This window comes from Daejeonella rubra, assembly GCF_900103545.1.
Classification (GTDB): Bacteria; Bacteroidota; Bacteroidia; order Sphingobacteriales; family Sphingobacteriaceae; genus Daejeonella; species Daejeonella rubra.
In genome coordinates, this window is the sequence record NZ_FNHH01000001.1 from 136,945 (window position 1) to 159,690 (window position 22,746).

General features: G+C 37.2%; 25 protein-coding genes. 11 read left to right on the forward strand and 14 right to left on the reverse strand.

Annotated features, from left to right (window positions below; genetic code table 11):
* The first annotated feature begins 1 nt into the window (after position 1).
* The gene (locus BLR27_RS00580) at positions 2–448 is read left to right on the forward strand and encodes a thioredoxin family protein (RefSeq protein WP_176767566.1); all 447 of its coding nucleotides are present in this window, start codon (positions 2–4) and stop codon (positions 446–448) included.
* A 2-nt stretch (positions 449–450) separates the two neighbouring features.
* Here the strand turns inward: BLR27_RS00580 and BLR27_RS00585 are convergent, their stop codons facing one another.
* Positions 451–2,325, reverse strand: coding sequence for an Nramp family divalent metal transporter (locus BLR27_RS00585; protein ID WP_090697641.1), 1,875 nt, complete (start codon positions 2,323–2,325; stop codon positions 451–453).
* Positions 2,322–2,987: a metal-dependent transcriptional regulator gene (locus BLR27_RS00590; RefSeq protein WP_090697645.1), complete on the reverse strand. Its 666-nt coding sequence runs from the start codon at positions 2,985–2,987 to the stop codon at positions 2,322–2,324. The genes BLR27_RS00585 and BLR27_RS00590 overlap by 4 nt, the downstream gene beginning before the upstream one ends.
* Before the next feature lie 130 nt (positions 2,988–3,117).
* Between BLR27_RS00590 and BLR27_RS00595 the strand changes: the two genes are divergently transcribed.
* Positions 3,118–3,588 carry an Lrp/AsnC family transcriptional regulator gene (locus BLR27_RS00595; protein ID WP_090698305.1) on the forward strand — a complete coding sequence of 157 codons (471 nt, stop codon included), beginning with the start codon at positions 3,118–3,120 and terminating at the stop codon, positions 3,586–3,588.
* A gap of 63 nt (positions 3,589–3,651) precedes the next feature.
* On the opposite strand, the gene ung is transcribed toward BLR27_RS00595, so the two are convergent.
* Positions 3,652–4,329, reverse strand: coding sequence for a uracil-DNA glycosylase (gene ung, locus BLR27_RS00600; RefSeq protein WP_090697648.1), 678 nt, complete (start codon positions 4,327–4,329; stop codon positions 3,652–3,654).
* Between the two features lie 74 nt (positions 4,330–4,403).
* Here ung and BLR27_RS00605 point away from each other — a divergent pair, with 74 nt between their 5' ends.
* On the forward strand, positions 4,404–4,952 hold the full coding sequence (locus BLR27_RS00605) for a hypothetical protein (RefSeq protein WP_090697651.1): 549 nt from the start codon (positions 4,404–4,406) through the stop codon (positions 4,950–4,952).
* 4 nt (positions 4,953–4,956) lie between these two features.
* On the opposite strand, the gene BLR27_RS00610 is transcribed toward BLR27_RS00605, so the two are convergent.
* The 6 genes from BLR27_RS00610 to BLR27_RS00635 all read right to left on the reverse strand — a co-directional run bounded on the left by BLR27_RS00610 (position 4,957) and on the right by BLR27_RS00635 (position 11,307).
* Entirely contained in the window at positions 4,957–5,172 is a 216-nt protein-coding gene (locus BLR27_RS00610; RefSeq protein WP_090697655.1) for a hypothetical protein, read from the reverse strand.
* A gap of 82 nt (positions 5,173–5,254) precedes the next feature.
* Positions 5,255–6,976 carry a lysine--tRNA ligase gene (gene lysS, locus BLR27_RS00615; protein ID WP_090697658.1) on the reverse strand — a complete coding sequence of 574 codons (1,722 nt, stop codon included), beginning with the start codon at positions 6,974–6,976 and terminating at the stop codon, positions 5,255–5,257.
* A gap of 140 nt (positions 6,977–7,116) precedes the next feature.
* Positions 7,117–9,030 carry an AMP-dependent synthetase/ligase gene (locus BLR27_RS00620; RefSeq protein ID WP_090697661.1) on the reverse strand — a complete coding sequence of 638 codons (1,914 nt, stop codon included), beginning with the start codon at positions 9,028–9,030 and terminating at the stop codon, positions 7,117–7,119.
* 132 nt (positions 9,031–9,162) lie between these two features.
* Positions 9,163–9,489 carry a HesB/IscA family protein gene (locus BLR27_RS00625; protein ID WP_090697665.1) on the reverse strand — a complete coding sequence of 109 codons (327 nt, stop codon included), beginning with the start codon at positions 9,487–9,489 and terminating at the stop codon, positions 9,163–9,165.
* Between the two features lie 48 nt (positions 9,490–9,537).
* On the reverse strand, positions 9,538–9,951 hold the full coding sequence (iscU, locus tag BLR27_RS00630) for a Fe-S cluster assembly scaffold IscU (RefSeq protein WP_090697668.1): 414 nt from the start codon (positions 9,949–9,951) through the stop codon (positions 9,538–9,540).
* A gap of 144 nt (positions 9,952–10,095) precedes the next feature.
* A complete protein-coding gene (locus tag BLR27_RS00635) occupies positions 10,096–11,307 on the reverse strand; it encodes an IscS subfamily cysteine desulfurase (protein WP_090697674.1) in 1,212 nt (403 codons plus the stop codon).
* A 124-nt stretch (positions 11,308–11,431) separates the two neighbouring features.
* On the opposite strand from BLR27_RS00635, the gene mce reads away from it, so the two are divergent.
* The 6 genes from mce to BLR27_RS00665 all read left to right on the forward strand — a co-directional run bounded on the left by mce (position 11,432) and on the right by BLR27_RS00665 (position 15,863).
* Complete coding sequence (mce, locus tag BLR27_RS00640; protein WP_090697678.1) at positions 11,432–11,851, forward strand: methylmalonyl-CoA epimerase; 420 nt, start codon at positions 11,432–11,434, stop codon at positions 11,849–11,851.
* Positions 11,852–11,980: 129 nt separating this feature from the next.
* Positions 11,981–12,229: a type B 50S ribosomal protein L31 gene (locus BLR27_RS00645; protein WP_090697682.1), complete on the forward strand. Its 249-nt coding sequence runs from the start codon at positions 11,981–11,983 to the stop codon at positions 12,227–12,229.
* Positions 12,230–12,294: 65 nt separating this feature from the next.
* The gene (locus BLR27_RS00650; protein ID WP_090697689.1) at positions 12,295–13,479 is read left to right on the forward strand and encodes a GlmU family protein; all 1,185 of its coding nucleotides are present in this window, start codon (positions 12,295–12,297) and stop codon (positions 13,477–13,479) included.
* Between the two features lie 22 nt (positions 13,480–13,501).
* Positions 13,502–14,266 (forward strand): triose-phosphate isomerase, encoded by a 765-nt coding sequence (gene tpiA / locus BLR27_RS00655; RefSeq protein WP_090698309.1) that lies wholly within the window; start codon positions 13,502–13,504, stop codon positions 14,264–14,266.
* A gap of 2 nt (positions 14,267–14,268) precedes the next feature.
* A complete protein-coding gene (prmA, locus tag BLR27_RS00660) occupies positions 14,269–15,111 on the forward strand; it encodes a 50S ribosomal protein L11 methyltransferase (protein WP_090697692.1) in 843 nt (280 codons plus the stop codon).
* Positions 15,112–15,527: 416 nt separating this feature from the next.
* Complete coding sequence (locus tag BLR27_RS00665) at positions 15,528–15,863, forward strand: helix-turn-helix domain-containing protein (protein WP_090697696.1); 336 nt, start codon at positions 15,528–15,530, stop codon at positions 15,861–15,863.
* A gap of 36 nt (positions 15,864–15,899) precedes the next feature.
* On the opposite strand, the gene BLR27_RS00670 is transcribed toward BLR27_RS00665, so the two are convergent.
* From BLR27_RS00670 to scpB, 3 genes are all read right to left on the reverse strand, one after another.
* Positions 15,900–17,018: an N-acetyltransferase gene (locus BLR27_RS00670; protein ID WP_090697700.1), complete on the reverse strand. Its 1,119-nt coding sequence runs from the start codon at positions 17,016–17,018 to the stop codon at positions 15,900–15,902.
* 74 nt (positions 17,019–17,092) lie between these two features.
* Positions 17,093–17,293, reverse strand: a complete 201-nt coding sequence (locus BLR27_RS00675; protein WP_090697706.1) for a hypothetical protein — start codon at positions 17,291–17,293, stop codon at positions 17,093–17,095.
* Between the two features lie 107 nt (positions 17,294–17,400).
* Positions 17,401–17,967 carry an SMC-Scp complex subunit ScpB gene (gene scpB / locus BLR27_RS00680; protein WP_090697710.1) on the reverse strand — a complete coding sequence of 189 codons (567 nt, stop codon included), beginning with the start codon at positions 17,965–17,967 and terminating at the stop codon, positions 17,401–17,403.
* A 150-nt stretch (positions 17,968–18,117) separates the two neighbouring features.
* On the opposite strand from scpB, the gene BLR27_RS00685 reads away from it, so the two are divergent.
* Both BLR27_RS00685 and BLR27_RS00690 read left to right on the forward strand, forming a co-directional pair.
* Positions 18,118–18,804, forward strand: coding sequence for a ferritin-like domain-containing protein (locus tag BLR27_RS00685; RefSeq protein WP_090697715.1), 687 nt, complete (start codon positions 18,118–18,120; stop codon positions 18,802–18,804).
* Between the two features lie 11 nt (positions 18,805–18,815).
* A complete protein-coding gene (locus tag BLR27_RS00690; RefSeq protein ID WP_090697718.1) occupies positions 18,816–19,652 on the forward strand; it encodes a ferritin-like domain-containing protein in 837 nt (278 codons plus the stop codon).
* A gap of 82 nt (positions 19,653–19,734) precedes the next feature.
* Here BLR27_RS00690 and BLR27_RS00695 read toward each other — a convergent pair whose 3' ends face one another.
* A complete protein-coding gene (locus tag BLR27_RS00695; protein ID WP_176767567.1) occupies positions 19,735–21,318 on the reverse strand; it encodes a tetratricopeptide repeat-containing sensor histidine kinase in 1,584 nt (527 codons plus the stop codon).
* 557 nt (positions 21,319–21,875) lie between these two features.
* Positions 21,876–22,658, reverse strand: coding sequence for a LytR/AlgR family response regulator transcription factor (locus tag BLR27_RS00700; RefSeq protein WP_090697727.1), 783 nt, complete (start codon positions 22,656–22,658; stop codon positions 21,876–21,878).
* Positions 22,659–22,746 lie beyond the last annotated feature (88 nt).

Consider the following 22,746-nt stretch of genomic DNA (forward strand, 5'->3'; position numbering starts at 1 on the left):
AATGATATGGTCAATCACCCTGTTTTTGCCTTGCATTTTAATTGCACAGGTTAAGCCAATAACTTTTGAGGAATTGGAAAATGCAGAACCCAGGCCTGTTCTGGTCATGATCACAACCAAATGGTGCAAGTATTGTCATGCAATGAAGAATAATGTATTGAAGAATAAGGAAGTTTCAGAGCTGATAACCAATAAATATCATGTGCTATTTCTTGATGCTGAGGAAAGGAAAGATATCAGGTTTAAAGGCCAGGTATTTAAATACAAGCCGTCCGGATCCAACACAGGAATTAATGAGCTGGCTGTTGAACTGGGAATGATCAGGGGGCAGATCTCCTATCCCTCTATAAGTATTCTGGATGAAAAGAAGAATATCATCTACCAGAAGGATGGTTACTTCAAAGCCAAAGAGCTTTTGTTTCTTCTTAAAAGTATAGCAGAAAGATAAAATTATTTAGTGATCAGAACAGGGATTTGCACATTGTGACGAACCTTTTCCACTGTTGTACCAAAGATCAGATCACTGATGCCGGAATGTCCATGAGCACCCATAACAAGCAGATCAAGTCCTCTTTCTTTTACAATTTCTGAAATTGCTTTTGCAGGGGCTCCGTATCCGATCGCAATATTGATCTTATAACCCAGTTCTTCCAGATTTAATTTATACTTCTGAAGATTGTCAGTATCACTCTGTGTTTCATGATCCAGCACTTTTTCACCATGGAATCTGGCACCTGCTGTTTCAACAATATGTATCAGATGATATTCAGCATTTTTACCACCCTGTAGAAGTGCATGTCGCAAGGTATTCCGGTCATATTTAGAGAAATCAACCGAAACTCCAACCTTATGATACATTATTGGTTGAATTTCTCCGATCTTTAATGCCTCACCATGAGGTACATTGGAAGATTGAAGCTCAGATTTCTTGAAAAATGGCATGATGAATACATAAACAAGTAATGCAAAAATCATAACTATCACAGGGATTACCAGCAGGTAGATCCACCAAACATTGACGGTCGTATCTTTTATCCAACCTCCGATCTCTTCAATGACCAACTGAACGTTTAAACTAACAATGATCAATGCGGTAAGCCAGGCTAGGATTTTTACCCAGGTCTTTATCGCATATTCTTTCATTTTTGATTTATCAGAGTTGAAATGAATCAGTGGAATTACAGCGAATCCTAATTGTAAACTCAATACTACCTGGCTTAAGACCAATAGTCCGCCAAGTGCATCTTCTCCAAAATGCAGGATAGTATAAAATGCAGGAATTATGGCCATCAGCCTTGTTAAGAGGCGCCTGATCCAGGGTTGTATCCGTAGTTTTAGATGACCTTCCATAACGATCTGACCCGCTAAAGTTCCCGTTATCGTAGAGCTCTGTCCCGAAGCTATCAGTGCAATGGCAAACATGGTTGGTGCAACTGATCCAAATATATGGTCAAGTAACTTATAAGCATCCTGTATCTCAGCTACTTCAAATAAACCGTTTTTATAGAATGCAGTGGCAGCCAGTATCAGTATGGCGGCATTTACAAAAAATGCAAGGTTCAGGGCAACAGTAGTATCGATAAAATTATATTTTAATGATTCCCTGATACCTTTTGGAGTTCTTTCGATCTTTCTGGTTTGAACTAAAGAGGAATGCAGATATAAATTATGTGGCATAACTGTAGCACCAATGATTCCTATAGCAATATATAGTGCATTTCCCGACAAAATGGATGGTTTAAACCCTGAGATCACTTCTCCAAATACCGGTTCAACGATGAACATTTCGGTTAGAAAGGAGATCCCAACAATAAATACCATGGAAACAATGAATACTTCCATCATTCTCATTCCCTTATTCATCAGGAAAAGAAGCAGGAAGGTGTCGAGTATGGTTATTGAAATTCCCCATATCAATGGCAGGCCGAATAAAAGGTTCAGGCCAATTGCCATACCAATGATCTCTGCAAGGTCACAGGCAACGATCGCAATTTGTGCCAGAACGTATAAGGGGTAATTGATATAAGTAGGATAGGTATTTCGTGAAGCCTGCGCCAGATCTAGTCCGCGCACTATTCCAAGCCGGGCACTAAGTGATTGCAGTAATAGTGCCATCAGGTTGGACATGAGTAATACCCAGATCAATTTATAACCGAATTGACTACCGCCAGCGATATCTGTTGCCCAGTTTCCCGGATCCATATAGCCAACGCTGACAAGATATGCAGGACCAATGAATGCAAAGAGTTTCCTCCAGCCGGTTTTGTCAGTTGTACTTACTGAACTATGAACTTCACTTAATGAATCATCATTTCTGTTACTCATAACATTACTAAAATATTCTTTGCCACTTCACGGCTGATTGTTCGATCCGAAGTTTCATTTACTGTTAGAATGATGGATCCGTCAAACTCAATTAACTCGGAGATCATTATTTTGGTTCCGAGAGTTAGTCCCATTTTTTCAAGTAACTTCAGGAAAACTGACGAATGCTCGCTCACACCTGATATCATTCCGCTTTGTTCCTGCAGCATATCGGAGATCCTGACCAGTTTTTTCTGATGAATGGTTCCTGAACGATCTGGAATAGGATCACCATGAGGATCTGCTGCCGGGTTTCCAAGAAAATCGTCAAGACGGTTGATCAATGATTCAGAATTGATATGCTCAAGTTCTTCAGCAATATCATGAACTTCATCCCATTTAAAGCCTAACTTCTCTACCAAAAAAACCTCCCATAATCGGTGTTTCCTGACAATGTTTACAGCTGCCTTTTTTCCTGTTTCTGTTAAAGTAACACCTTGGTATTTAATGTAATTGATCAGTTTTTTGTCTGCAAGCTTCTTTAACATGTCAGTTACAGATGCTGCTTTAGTATTGGTCATTTCAGCGATCTGGTTGGTGCTCACTACTGAACTGTTGCCAGTACTTAAATGATAAATAGCTTTCAGGTAATTTTCTTCTGTGAACGAGTGTATAGTTGACATAATTAAACAAATCTAATTATTAATTTAGACTAATCTAAAAAATAAATCAAAAAATATCTGCTAATTTTATGAAGGAATTTTAAAATAAAATTTGGCTGCTTCTTATAAAACTTTTAATTTTGGGATACTTATGGCAATAGAACTGGATAAAATCGATCTCAGAATTTTAAAGATTCTGCAGGAAAATGGAAGGATAACGAATCTTCAACTTTCACATGAAGTAGGCTTATCTCCGGCTCCAACCCTTGAGCGCGTTAGAAAACTGGAACAGGCTCATTATATCAAGAGCTATCATGCTCTTGTAGATGAGGAACTGCTTGGATTAGGCATAAAAACTTTCATACAGATCCAGCTTGACTTTCATAAGAATAATACGATACAGGTATTTCTTGAAGAAATTGATGCGATCAAAGAAATTACTGAATGCCATCATGTTACAGGGCAATGTGATTTTCTTTTGAAGGCCTATGTTAAAGACATAAAATCCTATGAACGTTTGATCATGGATAAGATCAGTAAGATATCAGTTGTTAAAACCTTCCAGACTATGATGATCATGTCTACAAATAAGAAAGAACCTGCAGTGCCACTTGAATATTAGGCAATTTGAATTTTCCTTTTGTTCCTATGTTATGAGTATGTCAGCATATTAACCTCACTCAAATTACGAGATCTGCCAGTTAATGGCCTTTTGACCATTTTGATTCAATATTTTATTCGTTTTAATGAAGTGATTGCATCCGAAGAAGCCATTATATGCTGAAAAGGGTGAGGGATGAGCCGCTGTCAGAACAACGTGTTTTTCATTATTAATAAGCTTCGATTTAGCTTGCGCGAATTTCCCCCAAAGCAGAAAAATTATTCCTGATCGTTTTTCTGATATTAATTGAATAACCCTATCAGTAAATATTTCCCATCCCCGGTTTTGGTGTGACCCCGGATCGGATGCTTCAACAGTTAGTGTAGCATTTAACAATAAAACTCCCTGGTCTGCCCATTGGCTAAGGTCCCCATGATTGGGATATTGAAAATCTTTAAACTCTGATTGAAGTTCTTTAAAAATATTCTTAAGTGATGGCGGTAATGAAACACCTTTTTGAACTGAAAATGCCAATCCATGTGCCTGATTTGCACCATGGTAAGGATCCTGTCCGAGAATAACCACTTTGACCTTTTCAAAAGGAGTATGGTTGAATGCATTGAATATTAAGCTTTTAGCTGGGAATATGGTATGTCCTTCTTGCAGACGGTGCTGAAGAAATGAGCGTAGGTTTATCATATAGTCTTTTTCAAATTCCTCTTCCAGGACTTCTTTCCAGCTGGTTTCAATTTGAAGGGGCATATTTTCTTAGATAGATATTGGTTAAACGATCAAATAAACGGATATTTGCAACAAATTTAAAAGATAACAAGATAATGCCTAATTACATCAGATTGATACTTGCAGCTATAATATTGGGTGCAGCAATAACTTTAATGATTTTCGGATTTTGGGGATGGGGAATACTTTCAGTTTTCATAGCTATTCTTATCACTGTAACTTTCTTTTATAACGAATATATGCTCATTGCACAGTATTATCTGCGTAAGGATAATATGGATCAGGCAGGAGTTTGGTTGAGCCGTATAAAAAATTATGAAACTCAGCTATTCAGCGGACAACACGGTTATTACAATTTGCTGATCGGTTTGATAGAATCACGTAAGGCTCCCCTTCAGTCTGAAAAGTATTTTAAGAGAGCTATCAGTTTAGGTATGACCATGGATCATAATATTGCATTGGCCAAATTAAGCCTTGCTGGAATTGCAATGGCAAAAAGAAATAAGAGGGAAGCTACTTTATATCTGCAGGAGGCAAAAAAAGCCGATAAGAATAAATTATTGGCTGATCAGATAAAAATGATGAAGGAGCAGATGGGGCAGATGGATCGTACAGTACAGCAGCGCAATTACCGCCAATTTTAAGCTGTTATTTGTCTCTGAGGCTATCGAAACGGCTTGAGGATTCGTAATTCAATTGAGCGAATTTAAGATCATCCAGGTCATAAGGAGAGTTAATGGCAGAAAAATACTGCTCTTCCTTTATTCTCCTCAACAGATTTTTAATAAAGGTAAGGTCAAAATCATCTTTACTTAGTTTGATCAGATATTCCTGATCTGATATTTCAATACTTGAATTTTTCATTGTGTTTAATTATTTAGTACAAAAATAATAAAGGCCGTTTACTTAAAAGTAAAACGGCCTTTATGCTTTTGTTATGCTTTTGTTAACTAAACCATTCCAAAACAGCTTCTTTGGAGGGCATTGTAATTTCAAGTTTCATTTTTTTACGCATTCCGCCAAGGTCGTTAAAGACTTTGTTAGGGTTTCCTGCTTTTAGCTCTTCCACAGTTTTAAATCCCATTTTATTCAATACAGGAACCCATTCTGCCGGAATACCTAAAGCTATGAAATCTTCTGCGGAAGGCTGTTTGGCCTTCTTTTCAGGTCTCATTTGAGGGAAGAACAATACTTCCTGTATTGTGCTCTGATCGGTCATCAGCATCACTAAACGGTCGATTCCAATTCCCAGTCCTGATGTTGGCGGCATGCCATATTCCAATGCTCTCAAAAAATCTTCATCCATGGCCATTGCCTCTTCATCCCCTCTGCCAGCAAGCAATAGCTGCTCTTCAAGGCGCTCACGCTGATCAATAGGATCATTTAGCTCTGTATATGCGTTGGCGATCTCCTTGCCCATTACAAATAGTTCAAAACGCTCAACAAGTCCTTCCTGACTACGGTGCTTTTTAGCGAGCGGGGTCATTTCTATCGGATAGTCGGTAATGTAGGTTGGTTGAATAAGAAACTCTTCAACCTTTTCACTGAATATTTCATCAATAAGTTTTCCTCTTCCCATTGTAGCATCTATCTCAATATTCAGTTCCTTGCATGTTGCTCGCAAAGTTTCTTCATTCATTGATGAGACATCTATTCCTGTAAACTTTTTAATAGAGTCGTACATGGATAGTTTTTCGTACGGACCGGCAAATTCGATCATTTGTTCACCAACTTTTACGGTTGATTGTCCATGAATGGCAAGAGCTACTTTTTCCAAACATTCTTCAACCATTGCCATCATCCAGATATAGTCTTTATAAGCTACATAGATCTCCATGGAGGTGAATTCAGGATTATGAGTCCGGTCCATACCTTCATTCCTGAACATTTTTCCAAACTCATATACTCCATCAAAGCCTGCAACAATTAATCGCTTAAGGTATAATTCATTGGCAATGCGCAAATATAGCGGCATATCCAGGGCATTATGATGTGTATTGAAAGGCCTTGCTGCCGCTCCGCCATGGATTGGCTGCAGGATAGGTGTTTCTACTTCCATCCATCCCTGGTCATCGAAATACGATCTCATAGTGTTGATCACTTTAGATCGTTTCATGAAGATTTGTTTGAACTCAGGATTAACGGTCAGATCAACATAACGTTGTCTGTAGCGCATTTCAGGATCTGTAAATCCATCGTAAATATTGCCTTCATCATCCCGTTTTACAACCGGAAGTGGCTTTAATGACTTCGAAAGGATCTTCATTTCACTTACGTGAATAGAAATTTCTCCGGTCTTGGTAGTAAAAACGTATCCGCTGACACCAACAAAGTCGCCGATGTCTAAAAGTTTCTTAAATACAGTGTTATAAAGAGTTTTATCTTCTCCGGGACAGATCTCATCACGGTTAATATAGGCCTGAATTCTGCCTGTAGAGTCCTGAAGTTCAGCAAATGAGGCACTTCCCATGATGCGTCGGCTCATTATCCTGCCTGCGAAATGGATATTCTTATAAGAGGTCTTATCCCGCTCGTAATTGTTTAGTATATCCTGTGCGTTAACATTGACTTCAAAGGCTTCAGGTGGATAGGGATCAATTCCCAGTTTACGTAATTCACCTAAGGCCTCACGGCGCATAATCTCCAGTTCAGATAATCCGATGCTCATTTATTTAAAATTTCTGCAAAAATAGGGTTTTCAGTGGAAATATGCTAAAGGAAGGTTTGAGTCTTGCAGGACAAAATTTAAAGAACCATGAATAAGAACCATGAATTGTAAATAAAGCAATCTATTATCCTTATTCCTGATTAATCGGCCTCCGTCTCCTGTAAATACATATCACTTATATCCTCAGAATATTTATTCTCGATCACCTTTCTTTTCGCCTTCATAGTAGGAGTGATCTCACCTTCTTCTATACTAAATGGGTTTCGTTTCACCAGAAATGATTTTAAGCGTTCAAACTTAGCCAGCTCACTTGAATATTTACGAATGTCGGCATTTAACCAATCCAGTATTTTTTGATCCCTGATGAATGAATCCTGCTCCTGGAAAAACTCTTCATTTAAATTGAACGTTTCCTGAAGCACTTCTTTTGAAGGAATTACAATGGCAGTTACATATTCCCGTTTATCTCCGATCAGGAATATCTGCTCGATTTTAGGACTTTTTAAGTAAGTATTTTCAACGGGTGTCGGATAAATATTTTTACCATAGGCATTCACAAGCATGTTCTTGATCCTGTCTGTGATCTGAAGGTTACCTTTATAATAACGTCCAACATCACCTGTATGGAACCAGCCCTCTTTATCAATTACTTCAGCAGTTTCCAGAGGTTTATTCCAATATCCTTTCATCACACAATGCCCTCTCACAATTATTTCGCCTTCAGCACATTCAAAATTTTCATCAAAGCTCTCATGGGTCTGAATAGTGATAATATTTTTGCTTTCTACATCCTGGATAGCAACTTCGATACCAGGTATGATGCGGCCAACCGTTCCATAAACCTGGCGGTGATATTCAGTTACCGACATAACAGGGGAGGTTTCTGTCAATCCGAATCCTTCCAGGACCTTTATTCCCAGATTGCCAAAAAACTCTCCAACATTTTTAGGTAAGGCAGCACCACCAGAAAGCATGAATTTTAAACGGCCGCCTGTTTTCTCCTTGATCTTACTGAAAACCAGTTTTTCTGCGATGGATTTCTTGATGCCTAAAATTAAGCTCGCTTGTTTTCCTGCTTCATGAACTTCCCTGAACTCTTTTCCAGTTTCAATTGCCCATAAAAATATTTTCGCTTTAATTCCTCCGGCTGAGGTGCCGTTTTTCATCGCCTTATCGTGGATACGCTCAAGCAGACGTGGTACACAGCTCATAACTGTAGGCTTAACTTCTGCCATGTTTTTTGCAAGAAGCTCAAGACTTTGCGCAAAAGCTATTTTACTTCCTACAGCACAGCAAACATGATAAGTGGCTGTACGCTCAAATACATGAGATAGAGGAAGAAATGACAGGAATAGATCGTCTTTATTAATTACCGGTATCTGTTCCAGGCAAACTTTAACATTTTGCACGAAATTGGAATGCGTTAACATAACTCCTTTTGGTGTTCCGGTTGTTCCAGAGGTATAAATGAGGGATGTTAGATCGCTGGGAAGAATGGCTTCTCTCGCAATTTCTATATTCTTTTTGTATCGGTCTATAGTTTTTTTACCTTCTTCAATTAAGTTTTTCAAACTGATCACTCCTGCATTTAGTTCAGTATCAGGAAGATATTTTTGGTAATCATCGAAGACAGGGATTATCCGTTGAAGATTAGGGCAATTATTGGCAACCTTAAGTATTTTTCTGAACAGGAAGGGACTGCCTGCAAGTAAGGTCCTGGCACCGGAATCGTTCAGAATATATTCAATTTCAGATTCTGAAAGGGTAGGGTATATGGAAACATTAACACCTCCAATCTGTTGCAAGCCTTGATCATAATAAACCCAGTCGACTGAATTTTCAATGATCAGAGCCAGGCGGTCTCCCTTAGTGATCCCCATCTCAAGAAAATAACTTGAAATAGCATCTGCTGTATCTAATACATGCTTATAGCTGATCTCTACCCAGTTTTCTTTTACCTTATGAAGTAAAAAGCTTGTATTTTCATCGTGAACGTACCCGACTACATTCCTGAGTAAATCCGGAATTGTTGTAGACTCTGTAATTGAATTCATTTTGAGCGTGTATGAAAATTTATAATCAACAAGTATAACAGAATACCTGTAAAAAAGCAAAAGGCTCTATTACGAGCCTTTTACTATTATTTTTCTTCCGTAAAATAGTTTTACAGTTTGATTATCAATATATTATACGGAGAAACTTTCTCCACATCCGCAGGTTCGGGATGCATTTGGATTTATGAAATTGAAGCCTTTGCCGTTCAAACCGTCTGAAAAGTCAAGTTCTGTACCAGCGAGGTATAGAAATGATTTCATATCGAGAGCAAGGCGAATACCCTGATCTTCAAAAAACTGATCGCCGGGTTTCTCTTCATTGTCGAAGTCCATTTTGTAAGATAAGCCAGAACAACCACCACCCTGAACAGAAACACGCAGAAAATAACTCTTGTCGAGTTCGTTTTCAAACATTAGTTGTTCAACCTTACTTTTCGCTTTATCTGTAACTGTTACCATTTTTATTTAATACTTATAACCCAGAGCTGTTTTCTGTCTGGATATTTCTTAGTGGTGAGATTTAGCCACTTCTAACGCTTCCAAACCATTTTTTACACGGTAATCATTGATCGCTGCCTTGATAGCATCTTCAGCTAATACTGAACAATGGATTTTAACAGGAGGAAGTGCCAGTTCTTCAACAATATCCATGTTGTCGATCTTCATTGCATCATCAATAGATTTGCCTTTAAGCCATTCGGTTGCAAGAGAAGAAGACGCGATTGCCGATCCGCATCCAAATGTCTTGAATTTCGCATCAGTGATCATATGATTTTCATCAACTTCAATTTGTAAGCGCATAACGTCGCCGCATTCCGGAGCACCAACTAAGCCGGTTCCAACCTTAGTACTGCTTTTGTCAAGAGTTCCAACATTGCGGGGATGAGTATAATGATCGATTACTTTTTCTGAGTATGCCATAGTTTCTATTATTTAGTACCGGTTACCCGGGTATATGATTAATGTGTTGTCTGTTATCTGTTATGAGTTGTCCGTTATCTGTTATGAGTTTTTGTTAACTTATTACTTAAAACTTATTACTTAAAACTTATTACTTAGTACTCCTTAGTGTTCTGCCCACTCAATTTTATCCAGGTCAATTCCTTCTTTGAACATTTCCCAAAGTGGTGAAAGGTCGCGAAGGTGATTAACTGCTTTTTTAGTTTGTTCAATTGCGAAGTCAACTTCTTCATCTGTTGTAAAGCGACCCAAACCAAAACGTATGGAAGAATGTGCAAGGTCATCAGAAAGTCCTAGGCTCTTCAATACATAAGATGGCTCTAATGAAGCAGATGTACAGGCCGATCCTGATGATACTGCCAGATCTTTCATGGCCATCATTAATCCCTCACCTTCAACATATTTGAATGAGATGTTGGCAACATGCGGTAAACGATGATCTGTGTTACCGTTTACATAACTTTCTTCAAGTACAGTAAGTTCTGCTTGTAATTTATCACGTAATTTCGAAAGGCGTTTTGCTTCTTCATCCATTTCCAGGCGACAAAGCTCAGCTGCTTTTCCAAGTCCTACAATTCCCGGTACATTTAATGTTCCGGAACGCATTCCTCTTTCGTGACCGCCACCGTCCATTTGAGCAGTAACCTTAACTCTTGGGTTTTTACGTCGTACGTATAATGCTCCAACACCTTTAGGACCGTACATCTTGTGGCCGGTGAAGGCCATCAGGTCAATGCCATCAGCATTTACATCAACTGGTATCTTACCAACTGCCTGAGTAGCATCGGTCATGAACAAAGCACCATGCTTGTGGGTAATGGCTGCGATCTCTCTAATTGGCTGAATAACACCAATCTCATTATTGCCGTACATGATCGCAACAAGAATGGTTTTTTCTGTCATTGCAGCTTCCAGTTCTGCAAGATCTATCAGTCCGTCAGATTTAACTCCAAGGTAAGTAACCTCTCCTCCCAGTTTTTCGACATGTTTGCAGGCATCTAAAACTGCTTTGTGTTCAGTAACACAGGTGATAATATGATTTCCTTTGTCTTTATACATCTCAAATACACCCTTGATAGCAAGATTATCTGATTCAGTTGCTCCTGAAGTGAAAATTATTTCCTTTTCATTTGCTCCGATCAGTTTTGCAACCTGCTCACGTGCATAGTCAACCCCTTCTTCTGCAGCCCATCCAAAAGCATGATTCCTGCTTGCAGCGTTTCCGAATTTTGCATTGAAGTACGGTAACATAGCATCAAGAACCCGTGGATCCATTGGAGTTGTAGCATTATTATCTAAGTATATAGGCAAATCCATTTTTAATATTTTATTGTCTTGTTTAATTTGATACAAAGATATGAAATTAATTTTTCAGTAATTATCAATTATGTCTATGCAGGTATAGATAAAATGGTCATTTTTATGCCATATTAATATAGTCATGGACAAGATAGAGCACATTGGAATTGCAGTAAAAAGCTTGAAAGATGCCGCACCATTGTATGAACGGCTGCTGGGTTATAAAAGTTATAAAAAGGAAGAAATAGCCTCCGAAAATGTGGTTACGGAGTTCTTTAAGGTTGGTGAAAGCAAAATTGAATTGCTTGAAGCCAGCTCCGCTGAAAGTGCCATAAATGGGTTTATTGAGAAGCGCGGAGAAGGTATACATCACATCGCCTTTGCTGTTGATGATATTGTGAAGGAAATGGCCAGACTCAAAAGTGAAGGGTTTCAACTTCTAAGCGATAATCCCAAAAGAGGAGCTGATAATAAATTGGTGTGTTTTGTGCATCCCAAATCATCGCATGGAGTGTTGATAGAACTTTGTCAGGAAATAAAACAATCGGAATTTTTGCCATAAATATTGATCCAGGTATGTGAGAAAAGGTTTTCGACAAGCATGAAAAACAGGTAAATAAGATAATTTCAAAATTTACTTTTTAATAATTGTATTTTTTTCTATATTTGCACCTCTTAAAAAGTATTGAAGATGAAAGCTGAATTGCATCCCAAAAATTATAGATTAGTTGTGTTCAAGGACATGTCTAACGAATATTCTTTCTTAACTAAGTCATGTATTGATACTAAAGAAAGTATTAAATGGGAAGATGGTAATGAATATCCACTAATAAAATTAGAGATATCACACACCTCACACCCATTCTACACAGGTAAAATGAAATTGGTTGATACTGCTGGACGTATTGATAAATTCCGTACCCGTTACGAGAAAAAATAATTTTATTGTAAATAATAAATAAAGGTCCCGGCTCATAAGGTCGGGACTTTTTTTATTTTTGTTTTATGGGTATAATTCTTTTTGACGATCAGTTTCGTAATAATTTATTGCCTTTGTCTTATACAAGGCCTATTTCTGAATTCAGGGTAGGTATTTTGACCATTGCAGATAAATGGAAGCGATATCTGAATGCAGAGATCTCCTACCTGACTGAAGACTACCTTCAGGAAAAATACCCGCTTTTAATAGATGCTGAAAATCTCCTGATCAATTCTGCTATATGTCCAGATGAAGAACTTTTGGGGGCAATTGTTGGAATTAAAGAAGGCGAGGCCCTTTTTGCTGATCAACTTTTACTTGCTGTTAAGTTAAATGAGGCGGCAGTAAAAGGATTTAATATTAATAGCCTCTCTTCTTACAGAAGAGTCGAATATGTCAATCCTATTGTCAGAATCGCATTTCCGGAAAATATTTTTTCATTGAATGATACTGAGATCAGAAAAGATTTCGAACTACTGACCAAAGGTCGTACTTCTGCCAGCCTGAGCAACACGAATATTATTTTAGGTGACCAGGTTTTTGTTGAAGAAGGGGTTGACGCAGAATGTTCAACATTTAATTCCAGATCGGGCCCGATATATCTAGGAAAAGGATCGATTGTTATGGAAGGCTGTCATATTCGGGGTTCATTTGCTTTATGTGAAGGTGCAATATTAAAAATGGGTGCCAAGATTTACGGAATGACTACAATTGGTCCCCACTCAAAAGCAGGGGGCGAGATCAATAATTCAGTCATATTTGCTAATTCAGCTAAAGGACATGAGGGTTATCTTGGAAATTCAGTATTAGGGGAATGGTGTAATATAGGGGCTGACAGCAATAATTCGAATATGAAGAATAATTATGCCGAAGTAAGATTATGGGATTATTCAAATGAAAGTTTCAGAAGAACCGGACTTCAGTTTTGCGGCTTAGTTATGGCTGACCATGCTAAATGCGCTATCAATACCATGTTCAACACAGGAACTGTTGTAGGGGTAAGTGCAAACCTGTTCGGATCAGGTTTCCCAAGAAATTTTGTTCCTGATTTCTCCTGGGGTGGAAACCAGGGCTTTGAGGTATACTCTTTAAAGAAAATGTTTGAAACTGCAATAAAGGTATTTGCACGTAGAAATACTGAGTTTAATGAGGTGGAACAGAAAATTTTAACCCATGTTTTTGAGCTTACAGAAAAATACAGAAGATTTTAATTTCAATCGATATAAATATAGAATGAGAAAAAATATTGTTGCCGGTAACTGGAAAATGAATATGGACCTTGAAAAAGGGATCCAGCTTTTTAATGAAATACAGCAACTCCTTAAAGAGGAGGTTAGCGGAGATCAGGAGGTAATTATTTGCCCCCCATATATTCATTTAAGCAGCTTAGCTAAAGCTTTAGATGCAGATGTTAAATTGTCAATAGGTGCTCAGAATTGCCATCATGCCGATAGCGGTGCTTATACAGGTGAGGTGTCAGCTTCAATTATTGCTTCAACTGGTGCAGATTATGTAATAATCGGACATTCAGAGCGCAGATTGTATTTTTCTGAGTCGAATTCTTTATTGGCACAGAAACTTGATGCTGTATTGAAAAATGGCTTGATACCGATTTTTTGTATAGGTGAAACGCTGGAGCAGAGAAATGGAGGAACCTATTTTGACGTAATAAAAGAACAAATTTCTGAAGCATCTTTCCATCTTCAGGGCAACGATTACAGTAAAATGGTACTAGCCTATGAGCCTGTTTGGGCTATAGGAACAGGATTGACTGCTAGTCCTGAGCAAGCTCAGGAAATTCATTCCTTTATCCGGAACTTACTGGCCAATAAATATGGTCAGGATCTGGCTGATAATTTGACTATTTTATATGGAGGGAGCTGTAATCCTAAAAATGCTTCGGAGCTTTTTGCACAGCCGGATATTGATGGCGGATTGATTGGAGGTGCTTCATTAAAAGCCCGTGATTTTGTGGATATTATCAAAGCACTCAGTTAAGCATGGTTTATAGCGAAGTTATATTTAACCTTTCCACCATAGAGGAGTTCCATAAAGATTTATTGATCAATGCTTTATCTGAAATAGGCTTCGATACTTTTGAAGATATTGAAAATGGTTTTAAAGCTTATATTCCTTCTGAAGAACTCAATGCAGATGAGGTAGAATTGTTAAAGGAAGTATTTGGAGATATGTTCACATTCACATTTACCTCTAAAAGTATCCCTCATCAAAACTGGAATGAGATATGGGAAAGCAATTTCGAGCCGCTTCAGGTTGGTAATCGCTGTTATATTCGTGCAACTTTTCATGAACCTCATCCAGAGTACGAATATGAGATTGTGATCGATCCAAAGATGGCCTTTGGAACCGGCCATCATCAAACTACCGCCCTGATGATGGAATTTATGCTTGATGAAAATTTCGCAGGACAAAAAGTTCTGGATATGGGCTGCGGTACAGGTATTTTGGCAATATTAGCTTCAAAAATGGGCGCAGCAGAGATTTTAGCTATTGATTATGATGAGATTTGCTTTGAAAGTACAATTGAAAACTCAGAGCTGAATGGAATAAATAATATCGAGGCTTTATGTGGATCTAAAGAAGTGATTCCTGATCAAAAATTTGATACCATCCTTGCTAACATTAACCGTAATATTTTGTTAGACCAATTGGACCGTTATTCGGAGGTCGCAAAACCTGGTTCGGCACTTTTTCTGAGTGGCTTCTATGAAGAACCTGATCTGTCAATAATTAAGCAAAAATGCGATTCTGTAGGATTTAGTTACATAGATCATAAAGAGCTCAATAATTGGGTCTCTGCCAAGTTTAAGTTTCTTGTTTAAATAAACTTTATTAGTTTATTGGAAAAATAATTTAAATTTGCAATGTAATTAGTTCTGAAATATTTTGCACTTCCAAAGAAAATTCTTATTTCTAAGTTTTTTCAACTTTTTAGATACCCTTTTTTAAATTCTGCGAAATATTATGGTGTTTATTTGAGTTTGACAGGAAATTAAATTAATGCATAGGGAAAAATTTTATATTGTTTGTTGAGAACTTTCATAATAAAATTTCGTTTAATAATTATTTAGGTATACAATTGAATAATTTTAATACAATAGAAAAACAAAGGAGGGAAATGAGTGTTAATAAATTTTAAAGAAAATAAATTACCATGTATATATATCAGTTAAATAGTTTTAATATTTATTAAGCTATATTAAAACAAACATCTATTCTACCAAGAAAAACAAAACCCATGAAAACATTAGGAAAAAAGATTCGCCTGCTAAGGCATCAGAAAAGTTGGAGTCAGGAAGACGTAGCCAAGCAGCTAGAAATTTCCATCCCGGCATTTTCAAAAATTGAAACTGGAATTACTGATATTAATTTATCCAGGTTAGAGCAAATATCAAAATTATTTGAAATGACAGTAGTTCAGTTACTTACTTTTAATGATAAGGAAGGTCAGGAGAGCTATAATACGGAAGTTGATAGCCTAACGCTGAAACTTCATGAACGTGAAATGGAACTTATTGATCTTCAAAAGAAAATCATTGAGTTGTATGAGGAGCTTCGTGCTTTTAGGAAATAATAAAGAAAGGGCCTGCAACAGAAGGCCCTTTCTTTATTAGAATAATTTTCTTAATGTGGCATGTTTCTTTCCAAGCGTGGCACCTGTTGCTTCATGAATAGAAAGCATTTTATCGTTGAAATCTCCTACCCATGATAATTCCAGTTCTTCATATTGATTCATTGGAATAACATATTCTTTAAGTTTTATGAACAAGGCAGATTCTAAGCCGAGTTTTTGAAAAGGTTTCTTAGTACCCATAACTACTGCACGCATTCTGTTTACTCCCTTCCATCTGTAGTATAGAAATTTTAATTTCTCGATCAGGCCAAGTTTTCCATTAAAGCTTTTGATCATTTGGTTTGCATCAGGAATGATAACTATCACTGATGCCGGTTCTTCATTAATGTAAGCAAACCAGATCAGCTTTTCATCCATCACTGTTTTCATTTTATTGAAACTTTCAAGAATACCCTGTGTTTCCAAAGGCACAAAGTTTTCAAAGTTCTGCCAGGCATCATTATAGATCTCTGCAAAGTCTTTGGCGAATTGTTCCAGTTTGCCAACTTCCAGATGCCTGAAGGTATAGCCTGGTTTATTGGCAACCCATTGAGCGATTTTTGTAAAACGTTCCGGAAATGGCTTTTTTACCTCAAGGTGATTTGTGATCTGTTCATATAGTACGGTGAACCCATAATCTTCAAATAGCTTTTTATAATAGGAGTGGTGATAGTTCATACCATACGATGGGGTAGTGAACCCCTCGATCAATAGTCCCCAGAAGCTGTCATTCTCTCCAAAGTTGATTGGTCCGTCCATTGCTTTCATTCCTCTTTCTGAAAGCCAGTTTTTTGCCGTATCAAATAATAATGTTGCCGCTTCTTTGTTGTCAATGGATTCAAAAAAACCTATACCTCCGGTTGCTTGCTTTGGCTGGTAGGCTTTGTTTTCATTGATAAATGCAGCGATACGGCCGATCAGTTTTCCGTCATTTGATTTTAATACCCATCTGGTACAGGTTCCATGAGTATGGAAATTGTTCTTTTTAGGGTCGAAAATAGCTTCAATATCTTTATCGAGGGGACAAACCCAGTACTTATCATTCCTATATAGTTCACGTGCAACATCTAAGAATTCAACAGCCGTGCTGGTATTATCAACTTCTTTTAAAATCATTGGGTATACGGGGATTAAATAAAAAAAGCATTCAGAAAACTGAATGCCTGAATATTAGATTAGGGCATATTTCATCAAAAATCGTCTTCGTCATCATCAAAATTGTCGAAATCCTGAATGTCATCATCAAGTTGGATGTCAAAGTCATCTTCATCATCAAGGATTGGACGATTTGATTCCTTAGGATCGGTCAAATGGTTTTGCTCCTTCACCGGGCCTGTACCAGCTTTTTTGCCTGGCCCTTCGCTTTTAGTTATTTTTTTTGGCGACTTCATCTGTAGAAAATTACACTTTTTTTTTGTGATATAATGTGAATATAAAATTAATAAGATTTTAAATTTTCAGCTCTTCTTTTTTGTTTTTTATTTCAGGTACAGATCTTTTATTCGGTCTGTTCTCCAATAGTATTATTTTCAGCGATCAGTTCATTGATCTGTGGCAGATCATTTGTTGAGTTAATCCCAAAATAATCCATAAATAGACCACTGGTAGTGTATAGGAGTGGTTTTCCAACTGAATCCGCTTTGCCACTAATACTGATTAATTCCTTTTCCAAAAGCTTTTGAACAGTGTAATCACAATTGACCCCTCTTATCTGCTCAATTTCAAGTTTTGTGATCGGTTGTTTATAGGCAACGATAGCTAGGGTTTCCAATGCCGCCTGACTTAATTTTTTCCTGGATCGTTGTATTTGCAATTGATTGATCACCGGATAGTATTCTTTTTTGGTCAGGAACTGATAACCTCCATTCAGATGAACAAGCTCAATAGCAAGGTCCATCTCCAGATATTTCAAACGGATCTGCTCTATGTTTTTACGAATACTTTCAATTTTGATTGTTTCTTCCATAAGTTCAGACAAAACCTGTGAGATCTCCTCCTCAGTAATGCTTTTATCTGAAGCGAATATCAGTGCCTCAATTAAATTTAATGGCTTCTCAAAACTCATAAACAAACATACTGACAATGCATTTTAAACGAAAACAATGTTGAATAAATATTGATAATTATTGGGATTCATTAATTGAGAAAAATTTATAAATCCATCCATAGGTTTAAGTCGTAGTTCTAAGCAATCAACGTAAAACATAAAAGAGATATGGAAAACTTAAGAACACAAAAAGATCACTCTGCAAGGCTTGATCGTCGCTCATTCCTGCAATTTGCCGGGGCAGGAGCCGCTGGAATTGCCTTGCTGGCAGCAGGATGTAAAAAAGATGAATCGATGATGATGGATTCTACAGGTGTAAACCTTGGAAGTGGTGATGTGGGTATATTGAACTATGCTTATGCACTTGAACAGCTTGAAGCAGCATTTTATACCAGGGTAGCTTCATCGTTCTATACAGGTATTACCGAGGCAGAAAGACTGTTGCTTTCTGATATCAGGGATCATGAAATTGCTCATCGTGAGTTTTTTAAGAATGCACTGGGTTCCAATGCTATACCCGGACTGGAGGTTGATTTTTCAATGATCAATTTCAGCAGCCGCGAAAGTGTTCTGGGAACCGCCAAAGCTTTTGAAGACCTGGGCGTTTCTGCCTACAATGGAGCAGGGGTTTTAATCAAGGATGCAGCCTACCTGACCCTTGCCGGTAAGATCGTTTCTGTAGAAGCCCGCCATGCAGCATTGATCCGCGATCTGATCAGCAATGGAAGCTTTGCCAATTCTGAAGTGATTGATAATAACGGGCTTGATAAATCCCGTCTTCCGCTGGAAGTGCTAGGTATTGCCGCACCTTTCATCAAAACTAAAATCAACGCAAACGATCTACCTAAATCTTAATCGAAACAGCTATGAATATCCTGAACATATTAGAAGAAATAGAAAAAACTGATGCCGAAGTATATGAGCGCATCAGTCCGAGAAGAAAAGCCATGGCCGAGTTTTACGGCTTTGGAAAGAAAGTTGCCCTTGCATCTTTACCCCTTGCCCTCGGTACCATGTTTAAAAAAGCCTATGCCCAAACGGCAAGTGCAGATGTAGAAGCCGTATTGCAGTTTGCTTTGACACTGGAATACCTGGAGGCCGAATTTTATACCAGAGGGGTAGCCGCTGCAGGACTAATACCTGCTGGTGCTCCGCTTGGAGCAATTACTACGATCCGGGATCATGAAAACCAGCATGTGGCCTTTCTTAAAACAGCATTAATGTCATTAGGTAAAACGCCGGTCAGCAAGCCGACCTTTGATTTTTCGGCGGGAAAAGGCTCCAATTCAGGACCATTTGCCAATGTTTTTACCAATTATGATACTTTCCTAGCCGTAGCTCAAACCTTTGAAGATACCGGCGTAAGAGCCTATAAAGGGCAGGCCCCGGCATTAATTGGAAGTGGGGGAGTACTTACTGCTGCGCTGAATATTCACTCTGTAGAAGCCCGCCACGCGGCACATATCCGGCAAATGCGCAAGGCACGTGGTGCGAATGTGAAACCCTGGATCACCGGAATGGATACAGGCATTGGTGCGATAGTACAGAAATCGTATGAAGGCGAAGAACTCGAAACCCAGGCCGGAATAAAAATTACCGGTATAAATGGACAGGCAATCTCTGTGAATGCAGCTACCGAAGCATTCGATGAGCCATTAACTAAGGCCCAGATCCTAGCTATCGTTGATCCTTTTATAGTTTAGTAGATTTGAAAAAAGGCAGAATTAATTCTTTGTTTTTAGTTTAGGTTTAGTTAAAAGGGAGCAGAGGTGCTCCCTTTTTTTGTTAAACAGGAATTGTGATAATTACTTCAGTTCCTGATTCGCCGGTCTGAACCTTATTAATACTGATCTTCTTGATATTTAGTTTATTAAGCAAGCTAACCCTTTCCTCAATTAATTCTAATCCACGGCTAATATGTCCGGATGTTTTATTTTTTATTGAATTTGATATCCCGATTCCGTTATCTGTTATTCTGATCCGGAGTTCATCATTCTGGCAAGTAAAATCTATGTCAATTAATCCTCCTGTTTCTTTTGGCATAATGCCATGCCATATCGCATTTTCTATGAATGGCTGGATTAACATCGGTGGTAAAATAATTTCCTCGCCATCAATATTATTTGAAACTGTGATGTTGTATTTCATTTTTTCTGAGAACCTGATTTTTTCAAGAGATAGATACAGAGATAAATATTCCATCTCTTCCATGAGTGTAATGGAGCTCTTAAGGCATATCTCAAGATGTTTTCGCATCAAATTCGCGAAAATGCTAAGGATTTTATTTGCCTCTTGCGAATCATCCTGACTAATAAAATACTGAATAGTATTTAATACATTGAAGATGAAATGGGGGTTTACCATTGCCTGAAGAGTTTTTTGCTCCAGCATTGTGACCCTGTTTTCAATCTCGATATCCTTCCTTTTTCTTTTCTTTTGTAGCAGAGCATAAGTGCTAATTCCTATTAAAGCAGTAAATAGGATTAAGGAAAAAATGATTGTAAGGGTCCACCAGTACAATGTTTCTCTATACTTTTGCTGTGCTATGATCAGCTCATTCTCCTGAATTTGCTGTTGCTGGATATAATAACTTGAAGTCTTGTCTATATTGTCAGTTTGATTTTTAGAGAGAAGCAGACTGTCATACTTATGAACCTGGATTAAATATTGTAAAGCTTTTTTATAGTTTTTTTGTTTGTTTTCAAGTAGATATGCAGCATGAATTAAATCATGTTCAAAGTTCTTATTTTTAACAATTTTTGAATACTTCAATCCTTCTTTTATATTTATTTTCGCTTCACTATATTCATTTAGCTCATAATTAATTTTAGAAAGTGTAGTATAGCAGCCTATAAGTGTTGTGAATAATTTTTTCTTTTCTGATCCTTCGATAGCTTTATTTATCCTAAATTCTGCTTCTTTATATTCTTTTATTTGATAATATACAATTCCTGTATTGAGAAGATTTATTATAATATTAACAGTGTCTTTTCTTGCAATAAATATCTTATTGCTACTATTGTAGTAAAAAAGAGCTTGTCTGAATTTTGAATTCAGGCGCAATATTGATGCAATGTTAAAAAACAAACCTGCTTTTAATTCCTCGTCATCGAAATTTTTGGTGATTTTGAGCGATTTTTTATAGTATTCAAGAGCCTTATTATAGTTAATAAATCTATATAGATTTCCTATATTATTATAAACCCTTGCTTGTTGCTTTAAGTCTTTATTGATCTTGAAGTACTTGACTGCTTCAAGATAATTTTTAACTGCCTGGTTTTTGTCGTTCAAATAAGAGTGTCCAATTCCTTTTACTCTGTATGCTTCGCCAATTCCTGAAATATAGTTTGCTTTTATTGCTAATTTCAAGCTGCTATCGGCCAGAATAATGGTTTTTGTAGGGTCTGAAAGGCGAAGATCAAAGGCAGATTTGTTCAGTTTGTTAATTTTAATACTGTCGCCTAAACTGGTTTCTATTAAAGATTTTCTGAAAATGTCTTCCCATGGCATGTTTAATGATCTCTCAGGTCTTAATGAATAGAATGCAATAAAACTTGCAGCCAATAATAATGTTACAGAATATGCAGCAATGAAGACTTTGTTTTTCAAATCCGAGAGTTTTGAATCAGATTCAAAGAATAATTCAGATGAAATTGAATAATCCTTTGAACTGATTTGAAAATGTAAATATAATTTTCTGTTAAAGCAATAAAGGCGGTGAAACGCCCCAAACGTTTCAACCGCCTTTTCATAACTAATGTAAAATTACCTATAGGTAATTGGTTACATCTTTAAAAGATAGAATCTTCTTGTTATATTAAGATCAATATTACTTCATTGTGTCAGGAATTCACTTTAACTTGAGTAAGTGGTATGTTTTATTTAGTTAACGGTATTCAAAACATAAAAATCGTGTAATAAAAGCCCTAACGCCTAAAATAGTTCCTTACGGTTTCCAAAAATTCAGAAGATCTTCTTCTGGAAACCACATGCTCTGAATTGTCTGATAATTTTACTGTCAGGCCATTTTTATTGGTATAATCACTTAGGTGTTTTAAATTAATAATGGTTGATTTATGTATCCTGCTGAAACCCGAATTCTCCAGTATTTCTTCATATTCTTTAAGATGCCTTGACACAATGATACTTTCCTTGTTTTCAAGGTGAAAGATAGAATAATTACTGTCCGCTAAAACATAAACGATTTGATTGACATTCAGTATCTGAAATCCATTTGAATTCGGAAGGTTGATCTTATTGATCTTTTTGATATCGCTTAGGTTTTCTTCAAGGCTGTTGAGTTGTGCTTTTTTACTTTCAGCATTCGAATTGTCATTTCCATTCTGGCTTTTCAAATTAATTACCTTCACAACTGCATACTTCAACTCTTCAATATCGATGGGTTTTAATATATAATCAACTGCACTTGCTTTCAACGCTTTTAATGCATATTGGTCAAAGGCTGTAGTGAAAATTACATAGGAGTTTGCTTCCTGCAGGTCTGGCAATAAATTAAATCCATCTTCATGTGGCATTGCAATATCAAGGAAAACCAAATCAATATCACCTGATTTTAGCATTTTTCTAGCTTCTGCAACAGACTGTGCTATACCTTTAATTTTGACTTCCGGGCAATACCCATCTATGAGGAAATACAAGGATTTACGTGAATATTCTTCATCATCAACTATAATAGCATTTATTGACATATTATCATGATTACGTACACTAACTAAAGTATCTGTAATTAAAACAAAAAATCAATAAAAATGAGTAAACGGTATGTTTTTTTGAGTA

Excerpts from the sequence above, each read along its gene's own strand:
- BLR27_RS00645 (WP_090697682.1), top strand. The coding sequence starts at position 11,981 with ATGAAAGCTGAATTGCATCCCAAAAATTATAGATTAGTTGTGTTCAAG.
- BLR27_RS00665 (WP_090697696.1), top strand. The coding sequence starts at position 15,528 with ATGAAAACATTAGGAAAAAAGATTCGCCTGCTAAGGCATCAGAAAAGT.
- lysS (WP_090697658.1), bottom strand. The coding sequence starts at position 6,976 with ATGAGCATCGGATTATCTGAACTGGAGATTATGCGCCGTGAGGCCTTA.
- BLR27_RS00675 (WP_090697706.1), bottom strand. The coding sequence starts at position 17,293 with ATGAAGTCGCCAAAAAAAATAACTAAAAGCGAAGGGCCAGGCAAAAAA.
- BLR27_RS00605 (WP_090697651.1), top strand. The coding sequence starts at position 4,404 with ATGCCTAATTACATCAGATTGATACTTGCAGCTATAATATTGGGTGCA.
- scpB (WP_090697710.1), bottom strand. The coding sequence starts at position 17,967 with ATGAGTTTTGAGAAGCCATTAAATTTAATTGAGGCACTGATATTCGCT.
- tpiA (WP_090698309.1), top strand. The coding sequence starts at position 13,502 with ATGAGAAAAAATATTGTTGCCGGTAACTGGAAAATGAATATGGACCTT.
- iscU (WP_090697668.1), bottom strand. The coding sequence starts at position 9,951 with ATGGCATACTCAGAAAAAGTAATCGATCATTATACTCATCCCCGCAAT.
- BLR27_RS00585 (WP_090697641.1), bottom strand. The coding sequence starts at position 2,325 with ATGAGTAACAGAAATGATGATTCATTAAGTGAAGTTCATAGTTCAGTA.
- BLR27_RS00610 (WP_090697655.1), bottom strand. The coding sequence starts at position 5,172 with ATGAAAAATTCAAGTATTGAAATATCAGATCAGGAATATCTGATCAAA.
- BLR27_RS00580 (WP_176767566.1), top strand. The coding sequence starts at position 2 with ATGATATGGTCAATCACCCTGTTTTTGCCTTGCATTTTAATTGCACAG.
- BLR27_RS00650 (WP_090697689.1), top strand. The coding sequence starts at position 12,295 with ATGGGTATAATTCTTTTTGACGATCAGTTTCGTAATAATTTATTGCCT.
- prmA (WP_090697692.1), top strand. The coding sequence starts at position 14,269 with ATGGTTTATAGCGAAGTTATATTTAACCTTTCCACCATAGAGGAGTTC.
- mce (WP_090697678.1), top strand. The coding sequence starts at position 11,432 with ATGGACAAGATAGAGCACATTGGAATTGCAGTAAAAAGCTTGAAAGAT.
- BLR27_RS00590 (WP_090697645.1), bottom strand. The coding sequence starts at position 2,987 with ATGTCAACTATACACTCGTTCACAGAAGAAAATTACCTGAAAGCTATT.
- BLR27_RS00700 (WP_090697727.1), bottom strand. The coding sequence starts at position 22,658 with ATGTCAATAAATGCTATTATAGTTGATGATGAAGAATATTCACGTAAA.
- BLR27_RS00595 (WP_090698305.1), top strand. The coding sequence starts at position 3,118 with ATGGCAATAGAACTGGATAAAATCGATCTCAGAATTTTAAAGATTCTG.
- BLR27_RS00625 (WP_090697665.1), bottom strand. The coding sequence starts at position 9,489 with ATGGTAACAGTTACAGATAAAGCGAAAAGTAAGGTTGAACAACTAATG.
- ung (WP_090697648.1), bottom strand. The coding sequence starts at position 4,329 with ATGCCCCTTCAAATTGAAACCAGCTGGAAAGAAGTCCTGGAAGAGGAA.
- BLR27_RS00620 (WP_090697661.1), bottom strand. The coding sequence starts at position 9,030 with ATGAATTCAATTACAGAGTCTACAACAATTCCGGATTTACTCAGGAAT.
- BLR27_RS00685 (WP_090697715.1), top strand. The coding sequence starts at position 18,118 with ATGGAAAACTTAAGAACACAAAAAGATCACTCTGCAAGGCTTGATCGT.
- BLR27_RS00635 (WP_090697674.1), bottom strand. The coding sequence starts at position 11,307 with ATGGATTTGCCTATATACTTAGATAATAATGCTACAACTCCAATGGAT.
- BLR27_RS00670 (WP_090697700.1), bottom strand. The coding sequence starts at position 17,018 with ATGATTTTAAAAGAAGTTGATAATACCAGCACGGCTGTTGAATTCTTA.
- BLR27_RS00690 (WP_090697718.1), top strand. The coding sequence starts at position 18,816 with ATGAATATCCTGAACATATTAGAAGAAATAGAAAAAACTGATGCCGAA.